This window comes from Sulfuricurvum sp., from assembly GCF_030691015.1.
GTDB lineage: Bacteria > Campylobacterota > Campylobacteria > Campylobacterales > Sulfurimonadaceae > Sulfuricurvum.
On sequence record NZ_JAUYFF010000008.1, the window covers coordinates 102,924 to 119,230 of the forward strand.

17 protein-coding genes are annotated in these 16,307 nt (G+C 47.6%); 3 read left to right on the forward strand and 14 right to left on the reverse strand.

Features of this window, described 5'->3' with window-relative positions:
• Positions 1-77: 77 nt before the first annotated feature.
• The 6 genes from Q8O20_RS06880 to nifN are packed head-to-tail and all read right to left on the reverse strand — an operon-like array spanning position 78 to position 3,586.
• On the reverse strand, positions 78-524 hold the full coding sequence (locus tag Q8O20_RS06880; RefSeq protein ID WP_305530557.1) for a nitrogen fixation protein NifZ: 447 nt from the start codon (positions 522-524) through the stop codon (positions 78-80).
• On the reverse strand, positions 481-855 hold the full coding sequence (locus tag Q8O20_RS06885; RefSeq protein WP_305530558.1) for a nitrogenase-stabilizing/protective protein NifW: 375 nt from the start codon (positions 853-855) through the stop codon (positions 481-483). Before Q8O20_RS06885 ends, Q8O20_RS06880 begins: the two co-directional genes overlap by 44 nt.
• Before the next feature lie 10 nt (positions 856-865).
• Positions 866-1,381, reverse strand: coding sequence for a flavodoxin (locus Q8O20_RS06890; RefSeq protein ID WP_305530559.1), 516 nt, complete (start codon positions 1,379-1,381; stop codon positions 866-868).
• Between the two features lie 11 nt (positions 1,382-1,392).
• A complete protein-coding gene (locus Q8O20_RS06895; RefSeq protein WP_294894625.1) occupies positions 1,393-1,845 on the reverse strand; it encodes a NifX-associated nitrogen fixation protein in 453 nt (150 codons plus the stop codon).
• Complete coding sequence (gene nifX, locus Q8O20_RS06900) at positions 1,846-2,298, reverse strand: nitrogen fixation protein NifX (RefSeq protein ID WP_304742168.1); 453 nt, start codon at positions 2,296-2,298, stop codon at positions 1,846-1,848. It abuts the gene before it with no gap.
• Complete coding sequence (gene nifN, locus Q8O20_RS06905; protein WP_305530560.1) at positions 2,288-3,586, reverse strand: nitrogenase iron-molybdenum cofactor biosynthesis protein NifN; 1,299 nt, start codon at positions 3,584-3,586, stop codon at positions 2,288-2,290. The genes nifX and nifN overlap by 11 nt, the downstream gene beginning before the upstream one ends.
• Before the next feature lie 184 nt (positions 3,587-3,770).
• Between nifN and Q8O20_RS06910 the strand changes: the two genes are divergently transcribed.
• The gene (locus Q8O20_RS06910) at positions 3,771-4,361 is read left to right on the forward strand and encodes an NAD(P)H-dependent oxidoreductase (protein WP_305530561.1); all 591 of its coding nucleotides are present in this window, start codon (positions 3,771-3,773) and stop codon (positions 4,359-4,361) included.
• Here the strand turns inward: Q8O20_RS06910 and nifE are convergent.
• The 3 genes from nifE to Q8O20_RS06925 are packed head-to-tail and all read right to left on the reverse strand — an operon-like array spanning position 4,358 to position 7,217.
• The gene (gene nifE, locus Q8O20_RS06915) at positions 4,358-5,719 is read right to left on the reverse strand and encodes a nitrogenase iron-molybdenum cofactor biosynthesis protein NifE (RefSeq protein WP_305530562.1); all 1,362 of its coding nucleotides are present in this window, start codon (positions 5,717-5,719) and stop codon (positions 4,358-4,360) included. The genes Q8O20_RS06910 and nifE overlap by 4 nt on opposite strands.
• A gap of 59 nt (positions 5,720-5,778) precedes the next feature.
• Positions 5,779-6,384 (reverse strand): class I SAM-dependent methyltransferase, encoded by a 606-nt coding sequence (locus Q8O20_RS06920; RefSeq protein WP_305530563.1) that lies wholly within the window; start codon positions 6,382-6,384, stop codon positions 5,779-5,781.
• A gap of 2 nt (positions 6,385-6,386) precedes the next feature.
• A complete protein-coding gene (locus Q8O20_RS06925) occupies positions 6,387-7,217 on the reverse strand; it encodes a mechanosensitive ion channel family protein (RefSeq protein WP_305530564.1) in 831 nt (276 codons plus the stop codon).
• A gap of 141 nt (positions 7,218-7,358) precedes the next feature.
• Between Q8O20_RS06925 and Q8O20_RS06930 the strand changes: the two genes are divergently transcribed.
• Positions 7,359-7,781: a host attachment protein gene (locus Q8O20_RS06930; protein ID WP_305530565.1), complete on the forward strand. Its 423-nt coding sequence runs from the start codon at positions 7,359-7,361 to the stop codon at positions 7,779-7,781.
• On the opposite strand, the gene Q8O20_RS06935 is transcribed toward Q8O20_RS06930, so the two are convergent.
• Positions 7,778-8,644 (reverse strand): PDC sensor domain-containing protein, encoded by an 867-nt coding sequence (locus tag Q8O20_RS06935; protein WP_305530566.1) that lies wholly within the window; start codon positions 8,642-8,644, stop codon positions 7,778-7,780. The genes Q8O20_RS06930 and Q8O20_RS06935 overlap by 4 nt on opposite strands.
• 146 nt (positions 8,645-8,790) lie before the next feature.
• On the opposite strand from Q8O20_RS06935, the gene Q8O20_RS06940 reads away from it, so the two are divergent.
• Positions 8,791-9,129, forward strand: coding sequence for a TraR/DksA C4-type zinc finger protein (locus Q8O20_RS06940; RefSeq protein ID WP_305530567.1), 339 nt, complete (start codon positions 8,791-8,793; stop codon positions 9,127-9,129).
• A 13-nt stretch (positions 9,130-9,142) separates the two neighbouring features.
• Here the strand turns inward: Q8O20_RS06940 and Q8O20_RS06945 are convergent, their stop codons facing one another.
• From Q8O20_RS06945 to Q8O20_RS06960, 4 genes are all read right to left on the reverse strand, one after another.
• Positions 9,143-11,737, reverse strand: a complete 2,595-nt coding sequence (locus Q8O20_RS06945; protein WP_305530568.1) for a cation-transporting P-type ATPase — start codon at positions 11,735-11,737, stop codon at positions 9,143-9,145.
• 3 nt (positions 11,738-11,740) lie between these two features.
• Positions 11,741-12,766 (reverse strand): AmmeMemoRadiSam system radical SAM enzyme, encoded by a 1,026-nt coding sequence (gene amrS, locus Q8O20_RS06950; protein ID WP_305530569.1) that lies wholly within the window; start codon positions 12,764-12,766, stop codon positions 11,741-11,743.
• A 66-nt stretch (positions 12,767-12,832) separates the two neighbouring features.
• Positions 12,833-14,953 (reverse strand): helix-hairpin-helix domain-containing protein, encoded by a 2,121-nt coding sequence (locus tag Q8O20_RS06955; protein WP_305530570.1) that lies wholly within the window; start codon positions 14,951-14,953, stop codon positions 12,833-12,835.
• A complete protein-coding gene (locus Q8O20_RS06960; RefSeq protein WP_305530571.1) occupies positions 14,953-16,203 on the reverse strand; it encodes a DEAD/DEAH box helicase in 1,251 nt (416 codons plus the stop codon). Before Q8O20_RS06960 ends, Q8O20_RS06955 begins: the two co-directional genes overlap by 1 nt.
• Between the last annotated feature and the right edge of the window lie 104 nt (positions 16,204-16,307).

Consider the following 16,307-nt stretch of genomic DNA (forward strand, 5'->3'; position numbering starts at 1 on the left):
GTTGATTACGATTATTTAGCCGCGAGGGCACCAATTCCGCTTGATACGGTATGCAAAAATCTCAGAAGATGTTGATATTACTCCCCCTCTTCTTGAGATTGCGCCGCTTTTTCAGCGGCTCGCTCAGCACGGTGTTCTTTGATCCATCGAAGCTCTTCGGCGACTTCGTCGTATCCGTCATCTTCGAGGGCACTCTCCAGTTCCGCTTCGCGGCATCCGAAGACCAGCCCCTCTTCAATAAAGTTCACTTCGTACACCCGTATCGTCTGTAAAAAATCGCCGATGGCTCTCACATACCCCTCAGCTCCCGCTTCGACGAGAGTCTCACCGACCCCTGCATGAGGATAGGTTCCGTCATTGCGGATCGCTTTTGTGAGACGAACCCGCTGACCGACCCGATACAAAGAGAGGATTTCGTCTTTGGTCGACATTTTATAAAGATTGGTTCGACGTGCCTCATCATTAATCGGCATCTCTTCTTCAGAAACTGATACTATGGTTTGTGGTACAGGCGTGGACTCCATTACTCACCTCCTCTATAGTGCTACAGCTGCTCGATGTGGAACAGGTACCGCAAGCGCTGGGTTTATCAAACATCTCCCAGACATCCGCGGCTGAGGGGCTGTAGCCGTTTTCAAAATTTTTATAGACGGTGATAAGGGCAAATCGGTAATACTCGAGCAGTTTCTCGTCATTTCCGAAATCATGCCCCTTGGCTTTCTCTACCAATTCACCGAATTTTTTCATCATATGGAACCGTTTGACTTGAACCAAACGTTCATCATATTCAAGATCAAAAAAATCAAAGAAATCTTCCGTATCGCTTATTTGTTGAAATTCAGCTAACGTTCCCATAATAATCTCCTTATAATCCCATCTCACTTTTGAGTTGGCTTGCCCATGTTTGGACACGTTCTTCGGTCAAATCTTTTTGGTTCACATCATCGATCCCGAGGCCGCAGAATTTTCCCTCACGTTCCGCCAGTGAAAATTCATAGTCGTATCCACTGGTCGGGATAAACCCGTGTGCTTCAGATCCGAGAGAGACAAACAGATCGTGCATTTTTCCCAATGCGCTCAAAAAGTGTTCGCCGTGCGTCTTTTGATCGCCCGCACCGAAAAATGCCACTTTTTTACCGCTCAAATCGGGACGTTCGTTATCCAGTTCATAGAGAGGATCAACCCAGTCACGCTGTGGATCACCCTGCCCCCACGTAGAAGAACCGAGGATCAATACATCGTACTCCTCAAACTGATCGATCCCGTCAAAATCTTCTTCCATATCGATGAGTTCAGCACCTTTGATCTCATCTGCCAATAGTTCTGCCGCACCTCGTGTGACACCGCTGCTGCTACCGAAAAAAATTCCTACTTTTGCCATCTTAAGACTCCTTATCCTTGTTTATTGCATGGTTTGTATTGTTCGTAAATCGCAATCGCATTAGAAAGATGTTTATCACCGTCTTCAAACAGTGCTTCGTATGTTCTAAAACCGAAGCGGTGTGCATCTTTAAAATACTTATCGACGATACAGATACGATCAGCGATGATGGCACATCGTCCGAACCCCTCATGACTCATCTCCATGATGACATTGCACACGACACCCGTTTGTCGCTCAAACGCCAAAGCGATCGCTTTATAGATCATTTTGATATCGTTGGTGAGCATCTCATCAATGTCAGCGATCAAAGGGATAGATTTAAGATCCTCTTTGGTTTTGACATATTTTTTCATCAACAACTCTTCATCACTCGTTTTTGCCCAGTTACCGAACTGATCGAGTGCACGGATTTGACGTATCAACTCCACTCCGAACGCATTCATTTTCTTTTCCGCTTCCATTTATTCTCCCTCTGCCCATCGGTCTTGTCGCACATCGTGCTCGGTCTGCATATGCATGATATTTTTAATCCATGGCGGAGGATTAGAGTTGATCATTTGCACTAAACTTTTGAGGACATCTTCGATCCGTGTAGACTCATTGGCCTTCATCGGATGGATTCCCGCTCGGATCACTTTTGCCGCTGCCGTTCCCCCGATACTCTCACTGTACATGATATTGACACCCTTGAGGGCACGGACACGATAATCGGTCTTGTCGTCATCTTCGGGAGCGATGCTGTCGGTTTTAATCACCTCGGAGAGTTCAAACCCCTCTTTGGAAACGTTGTAAACGACGAACTCTTTCGCACCCCCGAAGTGGGCATTGATCTCTTCCATATCTTTGGTCGCAAAAGCAACTTTGATCGCGTTTTCCATTGTTTTATCCCCTTCGACTATGATTTTAGTGTTCATGTTTGACCTTTCTCAATGTGTTGGCTATCTCAAACAAAAAGTACGTACTACCTTCATACAGCTGATCGTTTTTGAGCTGGTTCCCTAACTCTTCATAGTTCGGGAATCCTCGGAGTACGAGCGCAGTATTCTCTACCGTATGCAAGATTCGTTCTGCATGGAAATTACTGATAACCATATCCGCACGATCAAAGAAACGGCGTGCGTCTTCCAAATCCCCGACGAAAACATTTTCCGCTTCAATGGTGTGGAGAACGTCGCTAAACGTCGTCGATACCGCCGCAATGACAGTTCCCCCGACACTTCGCAAGAGTGCGCACATTCCGACAAGCATATCCGGCTCTCCCGTTACGACGAAATGGGACGTTCCGATAAGAAAATGGCTGTCCAGCATCGCATCTTGCAGCCGTGAACGCCACCGTTTAATCATCGGTTTTGGCTCAGAGTGTCGTATTTTCATCAGTGCACTAACAAAATTGTCACACCCCTCCAATCCCATCAGATGATCGAAATGGAGATGCTCCATAGAGGGGTTCTTTTTTTGCAGAGCGAGTGCCGATTTTTTCATAGAAGCGCCGATGGAAACCACGACACTGGACGTTGCTAAATCTCGGATTTGATCCACTGTGATTCCACCGTTGGCGAGTTTCCCCTGCCCCTCTTCCCAGTACCCGTCCAGTGACGTGGAGAGATCGGGGAGCGCATAAGTCTCAAATCCGAAATCCTCACAGAGAGCTTTGATCTTTTCCACCTCGATAGGCTGCATACTCAAATGGGGGAGAAAAACAAGTTTATTCGGTTTTGTCTCGGTCGCGGCCTCGGTGAGCTGTTCAATCATCGCCGTTACGGTCAACGCCCATCCGCTCTCCATCCCCCCCTCGTAATCGGGGGTATTGACAAATACATAGGGTATTTCGATGTGCATCCCCACACCCCGAACATCATCCCCTTTGGTCTCGGTGAGTCCCGTCGTATGCAAACCGATCATGGAGGGTTTGAGATTTTTCTCTTTGTTCTGGATATTCTCTATCGCCATCAAAATCGAGTAATCCCCACCATCAAGCACGGCGGTGATGTCACTCACGGAGGTGTTGTTGATCGCGATAGGTTCATTGAAATGGCGGGTAAAAAAGACCTTCGTAAACGAGGCACACCCTTGCGCCCCGTGCATAAGAGGGATACAATCCTTGACCCCTAGAAATGCGAGGGTTGCTCCCATCGGTTGGGAGTGTTTGATCGGGTTGACTTGAAGCGGTTTGTGCTCTTTATGAGTGAGGGAGAATTCCATAACAACTCTTTCTGCCTCATAATGAGGCAAGCTTTAGTGCCATAGCGGCCAGCGTAGCCAATCGGGGCTTAGCTCCGATGGCGTTTAAAACAATCGTATTGCAAGAAGCGTGCGAGATCACCTCTTATCCCATTAACCCTATCGGAGTACAATCCTCCTCTATATTCATCTCAGGAAAAATACTATGAAACACGTTCTGCTCCTCAACCTCCACCAAAAATACGAAGGATTCGCCAACGGCAATCTAACCCACGATCTCCTCAATGAGGCAAAAAAGTTTTTTACCGCAAACGGCTATGACGTACGTGAAACATCGATTGAAGAAGGATACGATGTTGCCGAAGAGCTTGAAAAGTTCAAATGGGCCGATATTTTCTTCGTACAGTCTCCTGTTTACTGGATGGGACTTCCGTGGCTGGCAAAAAAATATGTCGATGAAGTATTCACGGGCGGAAACAACACCGTCACCTATGTCAGCGACGGGCGGAGCCGTGAGGATGAGTCCAAAAAATACGGTAGCGGCGGATTGATGCAGGATAAAAAATATATGCTCAGTTTTACTTACAACTGCCCGACAAGCGAATTTAATAATCCGGAGGGGTTTTTCGAGGGGATGAGTGTCGATCAGGCGAACATCGCTCTGCACAAACTTTTCCAGTTTTGCGGTGCACAGCCACTACAAAGCTACTCCGTCCATGACGTCTACAAATCGGATTTCAACCTCGAGGATTCCCTCAAAGAACTGAACCAAACGTTAGCAAAAAATTTCGCCTAATTCACTTCCCACGGTGCGGGTTTTCCGACATTGGCAAATACGGGATTACGAAGTGCGTATTTCAAATCTTCGGCGAGATTTAGGAGTCCGCCGTATCCGCCGTAGCTCGTTTTTTTCTCTTGATTGACATCGATAAAAGAGATTTTTTTCTTGATCGCGGTGTAGAGACTTCGCCCCCCCGCGAGGAGGATATGCGCACCTGTAGAGTCGATAATTTTTCCCTGCTCGGCAGCGGGCTTCGTCATTAAAACGCCGTTTTCACCTAAATATTCTCGCGCTTTGTCGATGTCGTCTTGGGTCGATTTGGCGATACTCGTGGCGACCACTTCAATCCCTAAATCCTGTAATCCTGAAGCAATCGACCACGCTTTATTTCCTCCCGTGTTGAGCACCGCTTTTTTACCCGCGAAAAGAGCTTTATACGGGGCGATTTTTTCTTCCAACGCCGCCTCTTCCTCCGCAATCACCACCTCGGCACGCTCTATCAGTGCAGGATCTCCCAACGCGCTCACAATTTCGCGGATCGCGAACGTCGTATCGCGCTTACCGTAAAACGAGACCGAAATCCACGGAATACCGTACTGCTCTTGCATCTTGCGGGTCAAGGTGATGAGCGATTTAGCACACACGATGACGTTGAGTTTGGCACGGTGGGCGGTGCGGATATCCCCAACCCGACCATCACCGCTCATCGAACTCAGTACTCGAAGTCCGATCTTCTCGAAGATAGGAAGATACTGCCACATATCCCCCGTGACGTTGTAATCGCCGATCAGGTTGATATCATAGGGTGTAGTGAATTCAGGCTCTTTGGTGCCGATGAGATGCTCTAACACCGCTTCTCCCGCGAGACGTGAACCGAGGTTTTTACTCCCCACAAATCCTGCGGCATGGACGGGGACGATCGGAATGGCGTGTTTTTCAGACGCTTTCTTACAGGTCATATCGATATCATCCCCCACCAACGCCGTCACGCAGGTCGAATAGACGAAAATTGCTTCGGGACGGTAGTTCTCCATAATGTAGTCAATCGACGCGTCCAGCCGTTTATCCCCGCCGAAGATGACATCATTAGTATTTATCCCCGTCGTAAACCCCATCTGAGTATGATCACGTCCCGTGTAGGACGTTTTTGTCTCACGGGTCTCCCATGACGCCCCCAAACACGTTTGAGGGCCGTGAACGAGATGTACGGCATCGGCGTAGGGGAAAAGGGAGATTTGGGCACCGTCAAAGGCACATCCCCCCGCCGCAAGTCCCGGTTTGGGCTTATCGCATCCCTCTCCCGGTTTTTTGTCTTTGCTGTGAGAACATGCGCTCTCGTTCATGAGTTCTTTGATTTTTGCGCGGCTGACCATAGGATACTCCTAAAGGTGAAGTATCTATGATAATGCAAGAAGCGTGCGAGATGAGAGTTTTAGCCCTTTTTAGTGGCGGTTACAAGGAAAATAGGATACGTTCCGTTCTCTTTTTCAACAGTGTAGGCGTTATGAAAACGGACATGCTTAAACCCTCCGTTTTCGATTGTTGTTCGCAGTGCCTCCCTCTCAAATCCGAAATGGTGTACCCCTTCGTTACCATGCGAATGGAATGTTCCGTCTTCTGCTTCGAGATCGGCGATGGCAATAAATCCATCCCGTTTTAAATGGTCATGAAAAGCTTTAAAAAGCTCTGCCGTATCTTCGACGTGGTGCATTGCCATCGAACTGACGATTCCGTGAAACTGTTGATTCAGAGGCTCATTCAAAATATCATGATAGAGGGGGGTTACCTCAAGCGTGGAGCTATTTTTTGATGCCAGCTGTTCGAGCATCTTTTCGGAGAGATCGACACCGACGACACTTTTTACCAAAGGGGCTATTTTAAAACTGAGTAGCCCCGTCCCCGCGCCGAAATCCATAATATTCATATGATTTAATAACGAAATACGGCTCGCTATCATTTGAAAAACAGCGTGGGCGATGTTTTGGCGCATATCCCCTTTGTCCCACTCCTGTGCGGCTTGATTAAAACGCTCACTCATTCTCACCCCTCATTGGTATGGTGTATTCGAATCTCTCGTTGCGGGTAGGGAATCGTAATATTCGCTGTTTTCAACGCTTTATAAATCGTCATATTGACCTCAAACTGTGTCTTGAAATAGTTGCGGGTCGGCACCCAATAGCGAATACCGATCTCTACGGCACTCTCACCGAATTTTTCGATTCCGACAATCGCTTTTGTCTCGGTAGAGACACTTTCAAATCCTTCAATGGCTTCTCGAATAAGGGCAATCGCTTTTTCGGCATCGGCATCATACGAAATGCCCACACTCGATTCGACAACACGGTAATTAAACGAGTTAACAATCACTTCGCCGATCATATGTTTATTCGGAACGGTAATCAGCTCTTCATCCTCCGTGCGGAGCGTCGTATAGGCGAGGCGTATCTCTTCGACTTCCCCGTATACTTTATTGATCAAGATCGTATCCCCGATTTTAAAAGGGCGGGTAATGATTAATGAGATTCCGGCGGCATAGTTGGCAACACTCCCCTGAATCGCCAATCCGGCCGTTAAAAAAATTGCACCCACAGCGGCGATAAAGGGGGCGATCGATATCCCCAGTTTACCGATAGCAACCACCAGCATCGCCCCGAAAATCAATACACGAACACCGTTAGCGACAAATTTGCTAAGGGTCGGATCAAAATCGTGCTGCTCTAAAAATTTCATCATCACGTTAAAAACGTATTTCGAAAAGAACCAGCCGATTATGACGATGATCAAAGCACCGATAATCTGAAAACTGTAGTTGGCTAAAAAATCGATCACTTTGAGATAAAACTGATTCAAATAGGCTAATTCTTGGTCCATAAACGGCTCCTGATTAGGGGTGTTCTTTATTGCCGTTATTATAGAGCAATTTTATATCAATGCCATAATCTTTTATTTAAGATAACAGTAGTATCATAAATTTGAATTATTTAAAACTCTTCGCAACAAAAGGAGACTCCGATGGAACATAACGGCAAACTAATTATTGTGGCAGATATGGGTGAACTGAAAAGTTATAAAGTACGAATGATTACTGAAACAAACCGCTACCATCTGGAATTACAAAGCGATATTGATTATATAGAGGGTCGTCAGAACATGGGTGAAACACTTAGTGATGATCGGGGTAGATTCGGGCACAAATCAGGAGATGATCACGGTAGTGAACATGAAAGCGAACAGCGTTTAGTTCACCAAATCGCAGATGATATCTCGACACTTCTCTCAAACGCACAGCCGAATTCTTGCTACCTTGCGTTTCCTGCTAAGCATCACAAAGAGTTGATATCAGCCCTCTCTACTCGAGGACAAAAAGCTTTGGCAAAAAACATAGATGCCGATCTCGTCAAATGTCCCGTAGAAGAATTGCTTTCCCACTTCTAAATAAGGGATTTATTTTTATGGCTGACATAATTTAATACTGCCATAGAGATGATCAAAATACCGACTCCGCTAATCAGATAAAAGGCAAAATGCATATTAGTGATATCGTTGATAGCGACTTTAAAGACGACCATCAGCGATTCGATCGAGAGGGCGATAATGATAGAGGTCAAAAACTTCGTCAGGGTTTTGTATTCGTTACCTTCTTCGAGGGTTAGGGAGCGGTAGAATACCTCCTGCTCCAAGATCGTTTTTGCCAAATCGTAAATTGCTATTGCGAGGGTAATACCGATGATCGATTTAAAGACATACTGGAGCGTTTCATCACCGGAACTCATAAGTGCTTTGACAAATCCAAGCAACCCATACCCGCCCAAAAACAGTGAAAGCAATACCAACCCTCCCCCTAGCAAGCCGTAAACCCATACGGAGAGTTTAGAGATGAGACGAGTACTCTCGATAAGGTGCATTTTCCCCAATACCGCAACAAGATCAAGATCAAATACGGCGATTTTGCCATCGGAGTATTTGCGAGCGACCGAGACTTTCGGCTGACCGCTATTGGCACAGATGTAGGGGTTTGAGATGTAGTTGCCTTTATCATCAAACTGGATACGGTTGATGAAATAGGCTCTATCGGTACCTTTTAAACTCATATCATGGCCGCTTCTGCGCCATGTCGGGGTGATCTGTTCCCCTTTTTCATCCATCAGATACATATCGGTGAGACAGGGGAGCCGTTTAAAAAATTGTTTCACTTGCTCATCATCGAAATCGTGATGAGGATTATCGCTGATCGTACTCAGTAAAAAACCCTCTACCGATTCACGGTTTTCACGGTATATCTGCATCATTTGTTTCATTCGTTGTGTTCCGTCTTGTTAAAGTTCTTTAGTGTATCCAAAACGGCTAACAGAAGTCAAAAGTGAGCGTGAGTTTATTTCATACCTTGTTACCATTTTTGAGTTATCATTAATAAGGATTAATTTTTTGTAAAAAGGGGCTTATTATGAACGCACGAAACGATCTGAATCTCACATCATTCGAAGCAATCCTCCTATCAGAAAAAACAAAAATCGATAAAAATATCGAGCTTATCAAAGTGGAACTCAACAGTATCGGAATAGATGGTGAACTTGATGAAATAATAGATATGGCCGAAATTGAAATCGAAAATTCTACCGACCATACCCTACTCGAAAAACTGGAAGCAGAAGTCGAAGAGATCAATGCCGCGCTAAATCGGATTGCTCTGGGAACGTACGGTATTTGTGAAAAGACCGGAAAGCCCATTCCTGTGGAACGTTTGAGGGTATATCCCTCGGCACGAACCGTCGTAAACGTATAATACCCATTGTCCCTTATCGTCTGATAAAACGGATAATCCCTTTACGAATCTCTTCCGCAGCCAATATGATAACCATCACCGCGACAACGGCCCACCAATAGATGGGGTCAAACGGATGGGTACCGAAAACACTACTGAGCGGAGTCACAAAAATAAGAACTACTAACAATCCAATCTCAAAAACAACCCCGCCCCAGTAGTATCGGTTGCTCCAAAATCCGATGGTAAACAAAGAGTCTCTTTGAGAGCGGCATGAGAGGCCGTTGCCGATCTGAGCAAAGACAATGGCGGCAAAGGTCAACGTGACCGCTTCAAGATAAAGAGGATTATCCAAGGAGAGGCTTTCTCCTCTCCAGCCGTGGGCGGTGAGATAGAACCAAAAAAGCCCCATAGACATCGCGGCACTTAAAAGTCCTAAAAAACCGAAAGCTCTCCCATAAACTCCCAACGTCAAAATATGATCTTTACGATTTCGGGGAGGCAGATTCATCAGCCCCTTATTAGGCAATTCCGCCCCCAGAGCCATCCCCGGTATGATGTCCGTCCCCAAATCGATCGCCAGCACCAGAGGAACGGGAAGTGCCAAAGGGAGCCCAAACGCAAAAAAGAGAACATACGGTACCGCCTCAGGGAGATTACTGGCGAGCATATAGGTGATAAAGCGGCGTATGTTTTCATAAACGGCTCTCCCCTCTTCGATCCCTTTGACGATGGTGGCAAAATGATCATCCATCAGCACGGCATCTGCCGATTGTTTCGCCACATCGGTACCCGAACCCATAGCGATACCGACATCGGCACGTTTCAGCGCAGGTGCATCGTTGACACCATCCCCTGTTACCGCTACCGTCTCTCCCATCTCTTTGAGCAACGTAATAAGCGTGAGCTTCTGTTCGGGTGATACACGGGCAAATACATGGTTTTTATGCAACAGCCGCTTGATGGCGGCAGGGGGGAGTGCATCGAGCTGTTCGCCCGTCGTTACCTCCGTGATCAGAGTAATGATCCCCGCACTCATCCCGATTGCTCCGGCGGTCAAAGGGTGATCCCCCGTAATCATCACAACCCGTATACCGGCTTTATGACATAACCCGACCGATTCTAAAATATCATCCCGCAACGGATCCACCATCGCGATAAATCCGATAAAGCTCAATCCCTCTTCAGCCTCTTCTCGTGATGTCGGGAGCGTGGTGCATTCACGCGAAGCAAAACCGATAACCCGATAGCCCAATGCCGCTAGAGCGTCATGTTTATCGATCAGTTTTTGGTGTTCACTCTCATTGATCGGCTTTTTACCCTCTGCGGTAATCACCTCATCGCATAACCCCAATATAACTTCGGGTGCCCCTTTGGAAAAAATCGAAAATCCTCCGTTGAAAGAGTGGACGGTAGACATCCGCTTTAGATGATAATCAAACGGATATTCAGAGACAATCGGGTATTCACTCCGTCGCTGTGCAACATCGGTATAAGTGAGGGCAAAAGTATAGAGAGCCTGCTCCACCGGATCGCCGTTTGAGCCATCCGAGCGGTTGCACAAAAGAGCGGCATTCAAAAGCTCTTGTGAGGGTGGGTGTTTCTCATCCTCATCCCATGCCGCCACTTCCATCTTGTTTTGGGTTATCGTCCCCGTTTTATCTGTCGCAATCACCGTTACGGCTCCCAGATTCTCGATCACCGAGAGACCGTTGACTAAAAATCCCTTGGATGCCATCCGCTGTGCGCCAAATGCCAATGCCAGTGTCACCGTCGGCAGCAACCCCTCAGGAATCAGCGCAACCAAAACACCGAGCGAAAACAAAAACGTTTTCCATAGCTCGTTGTCTCCGAATCCTGAGAGGAGGATCAAACTCCCGGCAATCACCACCGATGTCAATGCAATGAGTTTCGAGATATGGGCTATCTCTTTTTGCAGATGGCTAACACCCGAATCGACACTCTGGGTCAATACGGCAATCGTTCCGTAGCGGCTCTCCTTTCCGGTCGCATATACCAGCCCCTGCGCCTCCCCTTTGACGACATACGTTCCCGAATAGAGGATATTTTTACTATGATCGCTCCCTACAGCGTCGGCGGAGACGAGTTCACTCTCTCCGCTGAGGGTACTCTCATTCACCCACACATCCGATGCCACAATCAGATACAGATCGGCAGGAACTTTATCCCCCTCGCTCAGGAGTACGATATCACCGGGGACAAGGTCGCTTGCCAATACCTCACCCTCAGAGCCTTGACGTCGTACTCTCACTTTTAGCGGGAGCATATTTCGCAAGGCTTGCAAACTTTTTTCGGTGCGATACTCCTGATAAAAGCCGAATACTCCGTTCAAAACAATCACGATAACGATCGCCCAACCGATGGAGAGCATATGAGATGGTGGGTCAATCCACGCAATAGTAAAGCTGATACCCGCGGCAAGCCACAGCAAAAGGGCGAAAAAATGGGTAAATTGAGCCGTTAATTTAAGATACCACGGTCTAGTAGGAATTTGTGAGAGGAGATTGAAACCGTGTTGAAGATGTCGCTGTTTAACGTCCGCATCACTTAACCCCTCTGCAGAAGAATCGAATGTTACAAATAGCTCAGAAAGTGTCATCGTTTTCATATATTACTGCCACACCCCTTCGATTTCCGTCCCACAGGTGGGACAGTGATTTGCCTCTACCAAATGGTTGGTAACGTATTGTCCGATATTACCGTGACGCTCAATAACTATTTTTTGACAGCTCGGACAATAGGTCGATTCGCGCGACGCATCGTCAATGTTTCCGACATAAACGTATTTTAACCCCGCTTCTTTACCGATCTCATAGGCACGCGCTAGAGTTGAAGCAGGGGTTCGGGGAGTATCCAACATCTTATACATCGGATGAAATCCGCTGATATGCCACGGCATCGAGGGATCAAAATCAGCTTGAAATTTGGCAATGGCACGTATTTCGTCGTCCGAATCGTTCAATCCCGGAATAAGGAGGGTCGTCGTCTCAATCCATATCCCTTTTTTATGGGCATATTCGATGGTGTCTAAAACGGGTTTGAGGGATGCGCCGCAGATATCTTTGTAAAACGATTGTGTGTGCCCTTTTATATCGATATTCATCCCGTCCAAATAAGGTGCTATCGTATCAATCGCTTTGTGGGTCTCATAACCGCTGGTAACGTAGATATTTTTCAATCCCACTTCATGGGCGAGCTTAGCAGTGTCGTAGGTATATTCGAAAAAGACCACCGGTTCGTTGTAAGTGTAGGCGATGCTTTTGCATCCGTGTTCGAGTGTCAAGGCTACGGCATCTTTCGGTGAGAGGGGACGTCCGATGATTTCGTGATGATGCTCTTTAGGGTATTGGGAGATATCGGCATTCTGGCAAAATTTGCATGAGAAATTGCACCCGAGCGTACCGAACGAAAAAATGCTCGTATCGGGTAAAAAATGAAACATCGGTTTTTTCTCAATGGGGTCAATATTGAGTGCCGCGGCAAGGCCGTAGGTGAGAAGATAGAGTTCGCCGTTTTCTACTTTGCGGATACCGCAGATACCGTATTCCCCCTCTGAGAGCTTGCAGTGCTGAGAACACGCTTCACACGCAATCCGTCCGTCCGAGAGTTTTGACGAGAGCCATGCTAAAGATGACATTACCGCCCCCTGCTTATTTTCTCCATTCTAACTCTACAGACATTAAAAGATACATTAAAAAACAAATTAAATTATTATATCCCTCAAACTTAGCCCCACTTTCCCTTTGGCCACATCGACTTCAACGACACGGATAGCAGAGAGCTGTTGATTGACGCTCAGCACTTCGAGGGGATGAGAAATCCGCTTCTCCGACATCTGGGAGATATGGATCAATCCGTCGTTTTTGAGTCCAATATCGACAAACGCGCCGAAATCAGCGATATTGCGAACAACCCCTGAGACGATTGACCCCTCACGAAGTTCTTTGATGTCGGTAAGATCGGAGCGAAACATAATAGGGGGCAAGCTCTCGCGGGGGTCAAACCCCGGTTTTCGTAGCTCCGCGATGATATCACTGAGTGTCGCTTCCCCTACCCCTAACTCCTGCGCAATACGGGGAATCTGATCTTTGGTGATCATCGAGAGATCATAGCATTTTAAAAGGGTATTCGCCGCTTCGTAGCTCTCGGGGTGAACACCCGTGTTGTCCAATAGACTTTTCCCCTCCCGTATCCGAAAAAATCCCGCACACTGCTCGTATGCTTTCGCCCCCAGCCCTTTGACTTTGAGAAGCTCTTGTTTGCTTTTAAACGCTCCGCTTTTTTCGCGGTACTCTACTATCGATTTGGCAACTTTCGCCCCCACCCCCGCGACGTAGGAGAGGAGTGAGACCGAAGCGCTATTAGGATCGACCCCGATACGGTTAACCAAATCTTCGGTAACGTCTCCGAGCTTCTTTTCAAGCAGTTTTTGATCGACGTCGTGCTGATACTGCCCAACCCCAAGCGATTTGGGATCGATCTTCACCAGTGCCGCCATCGGATCGCGCAACCTCTGGGCTATCGAGATCGCACCGCGTATCGTCACATCGAGCTGCGGATACTCCTCTTGGGCGATTTTGGAGGCGGAGTAGACCGATGCCCCCGCTTCGGAAACGACGGTATAGGCGAGATTCAGCCCCTCATCACGGTTTAGTCTCGCGAAAAATTCCTGTGTCTCCCGTGAGGCCGTTCCGTTACCGATAGCAACGGCATTGATCCCGTAACGTTCACACAACTGCTTTACAACCTTTGCACTCTTCTCATAGTCGCTCTGCGGCGGTGTCGGATAGATGACGGCGTGATCCAAATACGTACCGTTTTCATCGACGACGGCAAGCTTACACCCCGTGCGATACGCTGGATCGGCTCCCAAAATGGCACGCTTCGTGACGGGAGGGGAACCCAAAAGCTGGGAGAGGTTTTTGCCGAACGTATTGATCGCTTGGATATCCGATTTCTCTTTAATCATCGCGTGCACTTCCCGCTCCAACGAGGGGAAAAGGAGCCGTTTAAACCCGTCGAGATAGCTCGCCAACAGCAAAGTCTGAGAGCTTTTGGCACTACGTGGGATACGGTAATTTTTAATCGTATTCTCCACCCGATCCATATCGAGGGTGATCTTGACACTCAACTCTTTTTCACTCACCCCGCGCATAATCGCGAGATAACGGTGCGAGGGGATGGAGGCTATCTTCTCACTCTTTCCGGCGAGCTTGGCAAATAACCCCTCCTCACTCATCCCTTTGGCCGCTTTGATCTCAAACGAGGAGTAATCGAGTATCTGACGTCGCCAATGGTCGCGCTCTTTCGGGTCGTCGCTGTAACGCTCCGCCACAATATCCTGAGCTCCTTTGATCGCATCTTCACGCGAAGTGATAGAACCTTTTACAAAACTTTCAGCACGCTTCGTAAATTCTCCCAACTCTAACTGCGCACGCTCCAACAGATCCGCCAACGGTTCCAACCCTGCGGCGATAGCGATACTGGCACGGGTATTTTTCTTCTCTTTAAAAGGACGATAGATGTCTTCGACCTCTTGCAACGTTTGAGCGTTGTTCAGTCGTGTACGCAAATCGCTATTTAACTCCGAGCGCTCTGCAATGAGACGGGAGACCTCCTCTTTACGATCCAACAGTTTTTTCGAATAGCCGTAGATGCTCTCGAACTCACGCAACTGCTCATCGGTAGCACCGCCTGTCATCTCTTTGCGGTAGCGGGCGATAAAAGGGATAGTAGAGCCCTCTTCGAGGAGTTTTAGGATATTGGTAACGGTTTTGAGAGTGAGTCCCGTTTTTTTTGAAAGTAAATCGATGAGGCTATTCATTAGTTTCCTGAGTTTTTAGCATTTTTGGCGGCAAGTTCACGCGCTTTGTCTTTTTTACTCTTCCCTTTTCCCTTGATCGGTTCGGGTCCTTTGACTTTGGGCGGCGGAGTTCCGACCAGTTCAAACCCCTCGATCTGCTCACGCGGCAGTTTAATAGAGGAGCGTTTTTCGATCAATCTAAAATGATCCCGTTCCTCGTAACCGATAAACGAAATCGCGAGACCCGATTTGCCCGCACGACCCGTCCGCCCGATACGGTGGATATAATCTGCCGGAGAGCGGGGAAGATCGAAATTGATAACGCAGGTGATGTCGTCGATGTCCAGCCCGCGCGCGGCGATATCGGTGGCAAAGAGGATACGGATTTTTTTCGCTTTGAACTGCTCCAATACATACCTACGATCCTCTTGGAGGAGATCACCGTTAAACGAATCGGCCGAAAATCCGTACTTGCGAAACTTTGCGGCGATATTGTCGGAGGCTCTTTTGTTCGCCATAAAGACCAGTACCTGCTCCCATTTTTCACTCTCAAGAAGGTGTCTCAGCAAAGGCCCCCGATTCTCGGGATTCACCTCGATAACCCGCTGTCGGATACTCTGTACGGTCGGCATCTCTGATTCTATGGAGATATGGATCGGGTTTTGAGTGATACGGGAGGCGATCATATCCATCTTCGGCGGATAGGTCGCGGAGAAGAGGAGGTTTTGACGCTGTGAGGGGATAGCTTCTAAAATCAATTCCAACTCTTCGGCAAATCCGAGATCGAGCATTTTGTCCGCCTCATCAAGGACAAAAAATTCCAAATGCGACAAATTCATCTGCTTTTTTTTCAGTACGTCGAGAAATCGCCCCGAAGTTGCGACAAGAATGTCGCACCCTTGTTGTATTGCGTAGAGCTGATCACCGATACTCTCTCCGCCGATGACACTCACCACCTTCGGTTTTGTCGGCAAATGTTTTCCCATCGTCTCGAACGTCTGCGCTACCTGCAGTGTCAATTCGCGCGTCGGAGTGAGAATGAGGGCTTTGATCTTCCCTTTCCCTTCGCCGCGCGTTGCCGACCAAAGCTGTAAAATCGGCAAGACGAAACTGGCACTTTTGCCGCTTCCCGTCTGTGCACGAGCGAGTACGTCTTTGTGCTCTAAGACGAGAGGGATCACTTTTTCCTGAATAGCGGTTGGCTCAGTGTAGCCCTCTTCACTCACCGCACGGTGAAGCAAAGGTGAAAGTCCGAGTTGTGAAAATGGCATGGAAGTTCCTCGTAAATAGTAGAGGAAGTATAAGTTTATTTAGGTGTCAAGCGGATTAAATACGATTTTATCTCCCTTGTATAAGAACATAAAATGCATCTTAC

Bases quoted from the DNA above. Each gene is read 5' to 3' on its own strand.
- nifX (WP_304742168.1), bottom strand. From the start codon at position 2,298: ATGAACACTAAAATCATAGTCGAAGGGGATAAAACAATGGAAAACGCG.
- Q8O20_RS06890 (WP_305530559.1), bottom strand. From the start codon at position 1,381: ATGGCAAAAGTAGGAATTTTTTTCGGTAGCAGCAGCGGTGTCACACGA.
- Q8O20_RS06895 (WP_294894625.1), bottom strand. From the start codon at position 1,845: ATGGAAGCGGAAAAGAAAATGAATGCGTTCGGAGTGGAGTTGATACGT.
- nifE (WP_305530562.1), bottom strand. From the start codon at position 5,719: ATGGTCAGCCGCGCAAAAATCAAAGAACTCATGAACGAGAGCGCATGT.
- Q8O20_RS06885 (WP_305530558.1), bottom strand. From the start codon at position 855: ATGGGAACGTTAGCTGAATTTCAACAAATAAGCGATACGGAAGATTTC.
- Q8O20_RS06935 (WP_305530566.1), bottom strand. From the start codon at position 8,644: ATGAAACAAATGATGCAGATATACCGTGAAAACCGTGAATCGGTAGAG.
- Q8O20_RS06955 (WP_305530570.1), bottom strand. From the start codon at position 14,953: ATGAATAGCCTCATCGATTTACTTTCAAAAAAAACGGGACTCACTCTC.
- nifN (WP_305530560.1), bottom strand. From the start codon at position 3,586: ATGGAATTCTCCCTCACTCATAAAGAGCACAAACCGCTTCAAGTCAAC.
- Q8O20_RS06960 (WP_305530571.1), bottom strand. From the start codon at position 16,203: ATGCCATTTTCACAACTCGGACTTTCACCTTTGCTTCACCGTGCGGTG.
- Q8O20_RS06925 (WP_305530564.1), bottom strand. From the start codon at position 7,217: ATGGACCAAGAATTAGCCTATTTGAATCAGTTTTATCTCAAAGTGATC.
- Q8O20_RS06910 (WP_305530561.1), top strand. From the start codon at position 3,771: ATGAAACACGTTCTGCTCCTCAACCTCCACCAAAAATACGAAGGATTC.
- Q8O20_RS06880 (WP_305530557.1), bottom strand. From the start codon at position 524: ATGGAGTCCACGCCTGTACCACAAACCATAGTATCAGTTTCTGAAGAA.
- amrS (WP_305530569.1), bottom strand. From the start codon at position 12,766: ATGTCATCTTTAGCATGGCTCTCGTCAAAACTCTCGGACGGACGGATT.
- Q8O20_RS06945 (WP_305530568.1), bottom strand. From the start codon at position 11,737: ATGAAAACGATGACACTTTCTGAGCTATTTGTAACATTCGATTCTTCT.
- Q8O20_RS06930 (WP_305530565.1), top strand. From the start codon at position 7,359: ATGGAACATAACGGCAAACTAATTATTGTGGCAGATATGGGTGAACTG.
- Q8O20_RS06940 (WP_305530567.1), top strand. From the start codon at position 8,791: ATGAACGCACGAAACGATCTGAATCTCACATCATTCGAAGCAATCCTC.
- Q8O20_RS06920 (WP_305530563.1), bottom strand. From the start codon at position 6,384: ATGAGTGAGCGTTTTAATCAAGCCGCACAGGAGTGGGACAAAGGGGAT.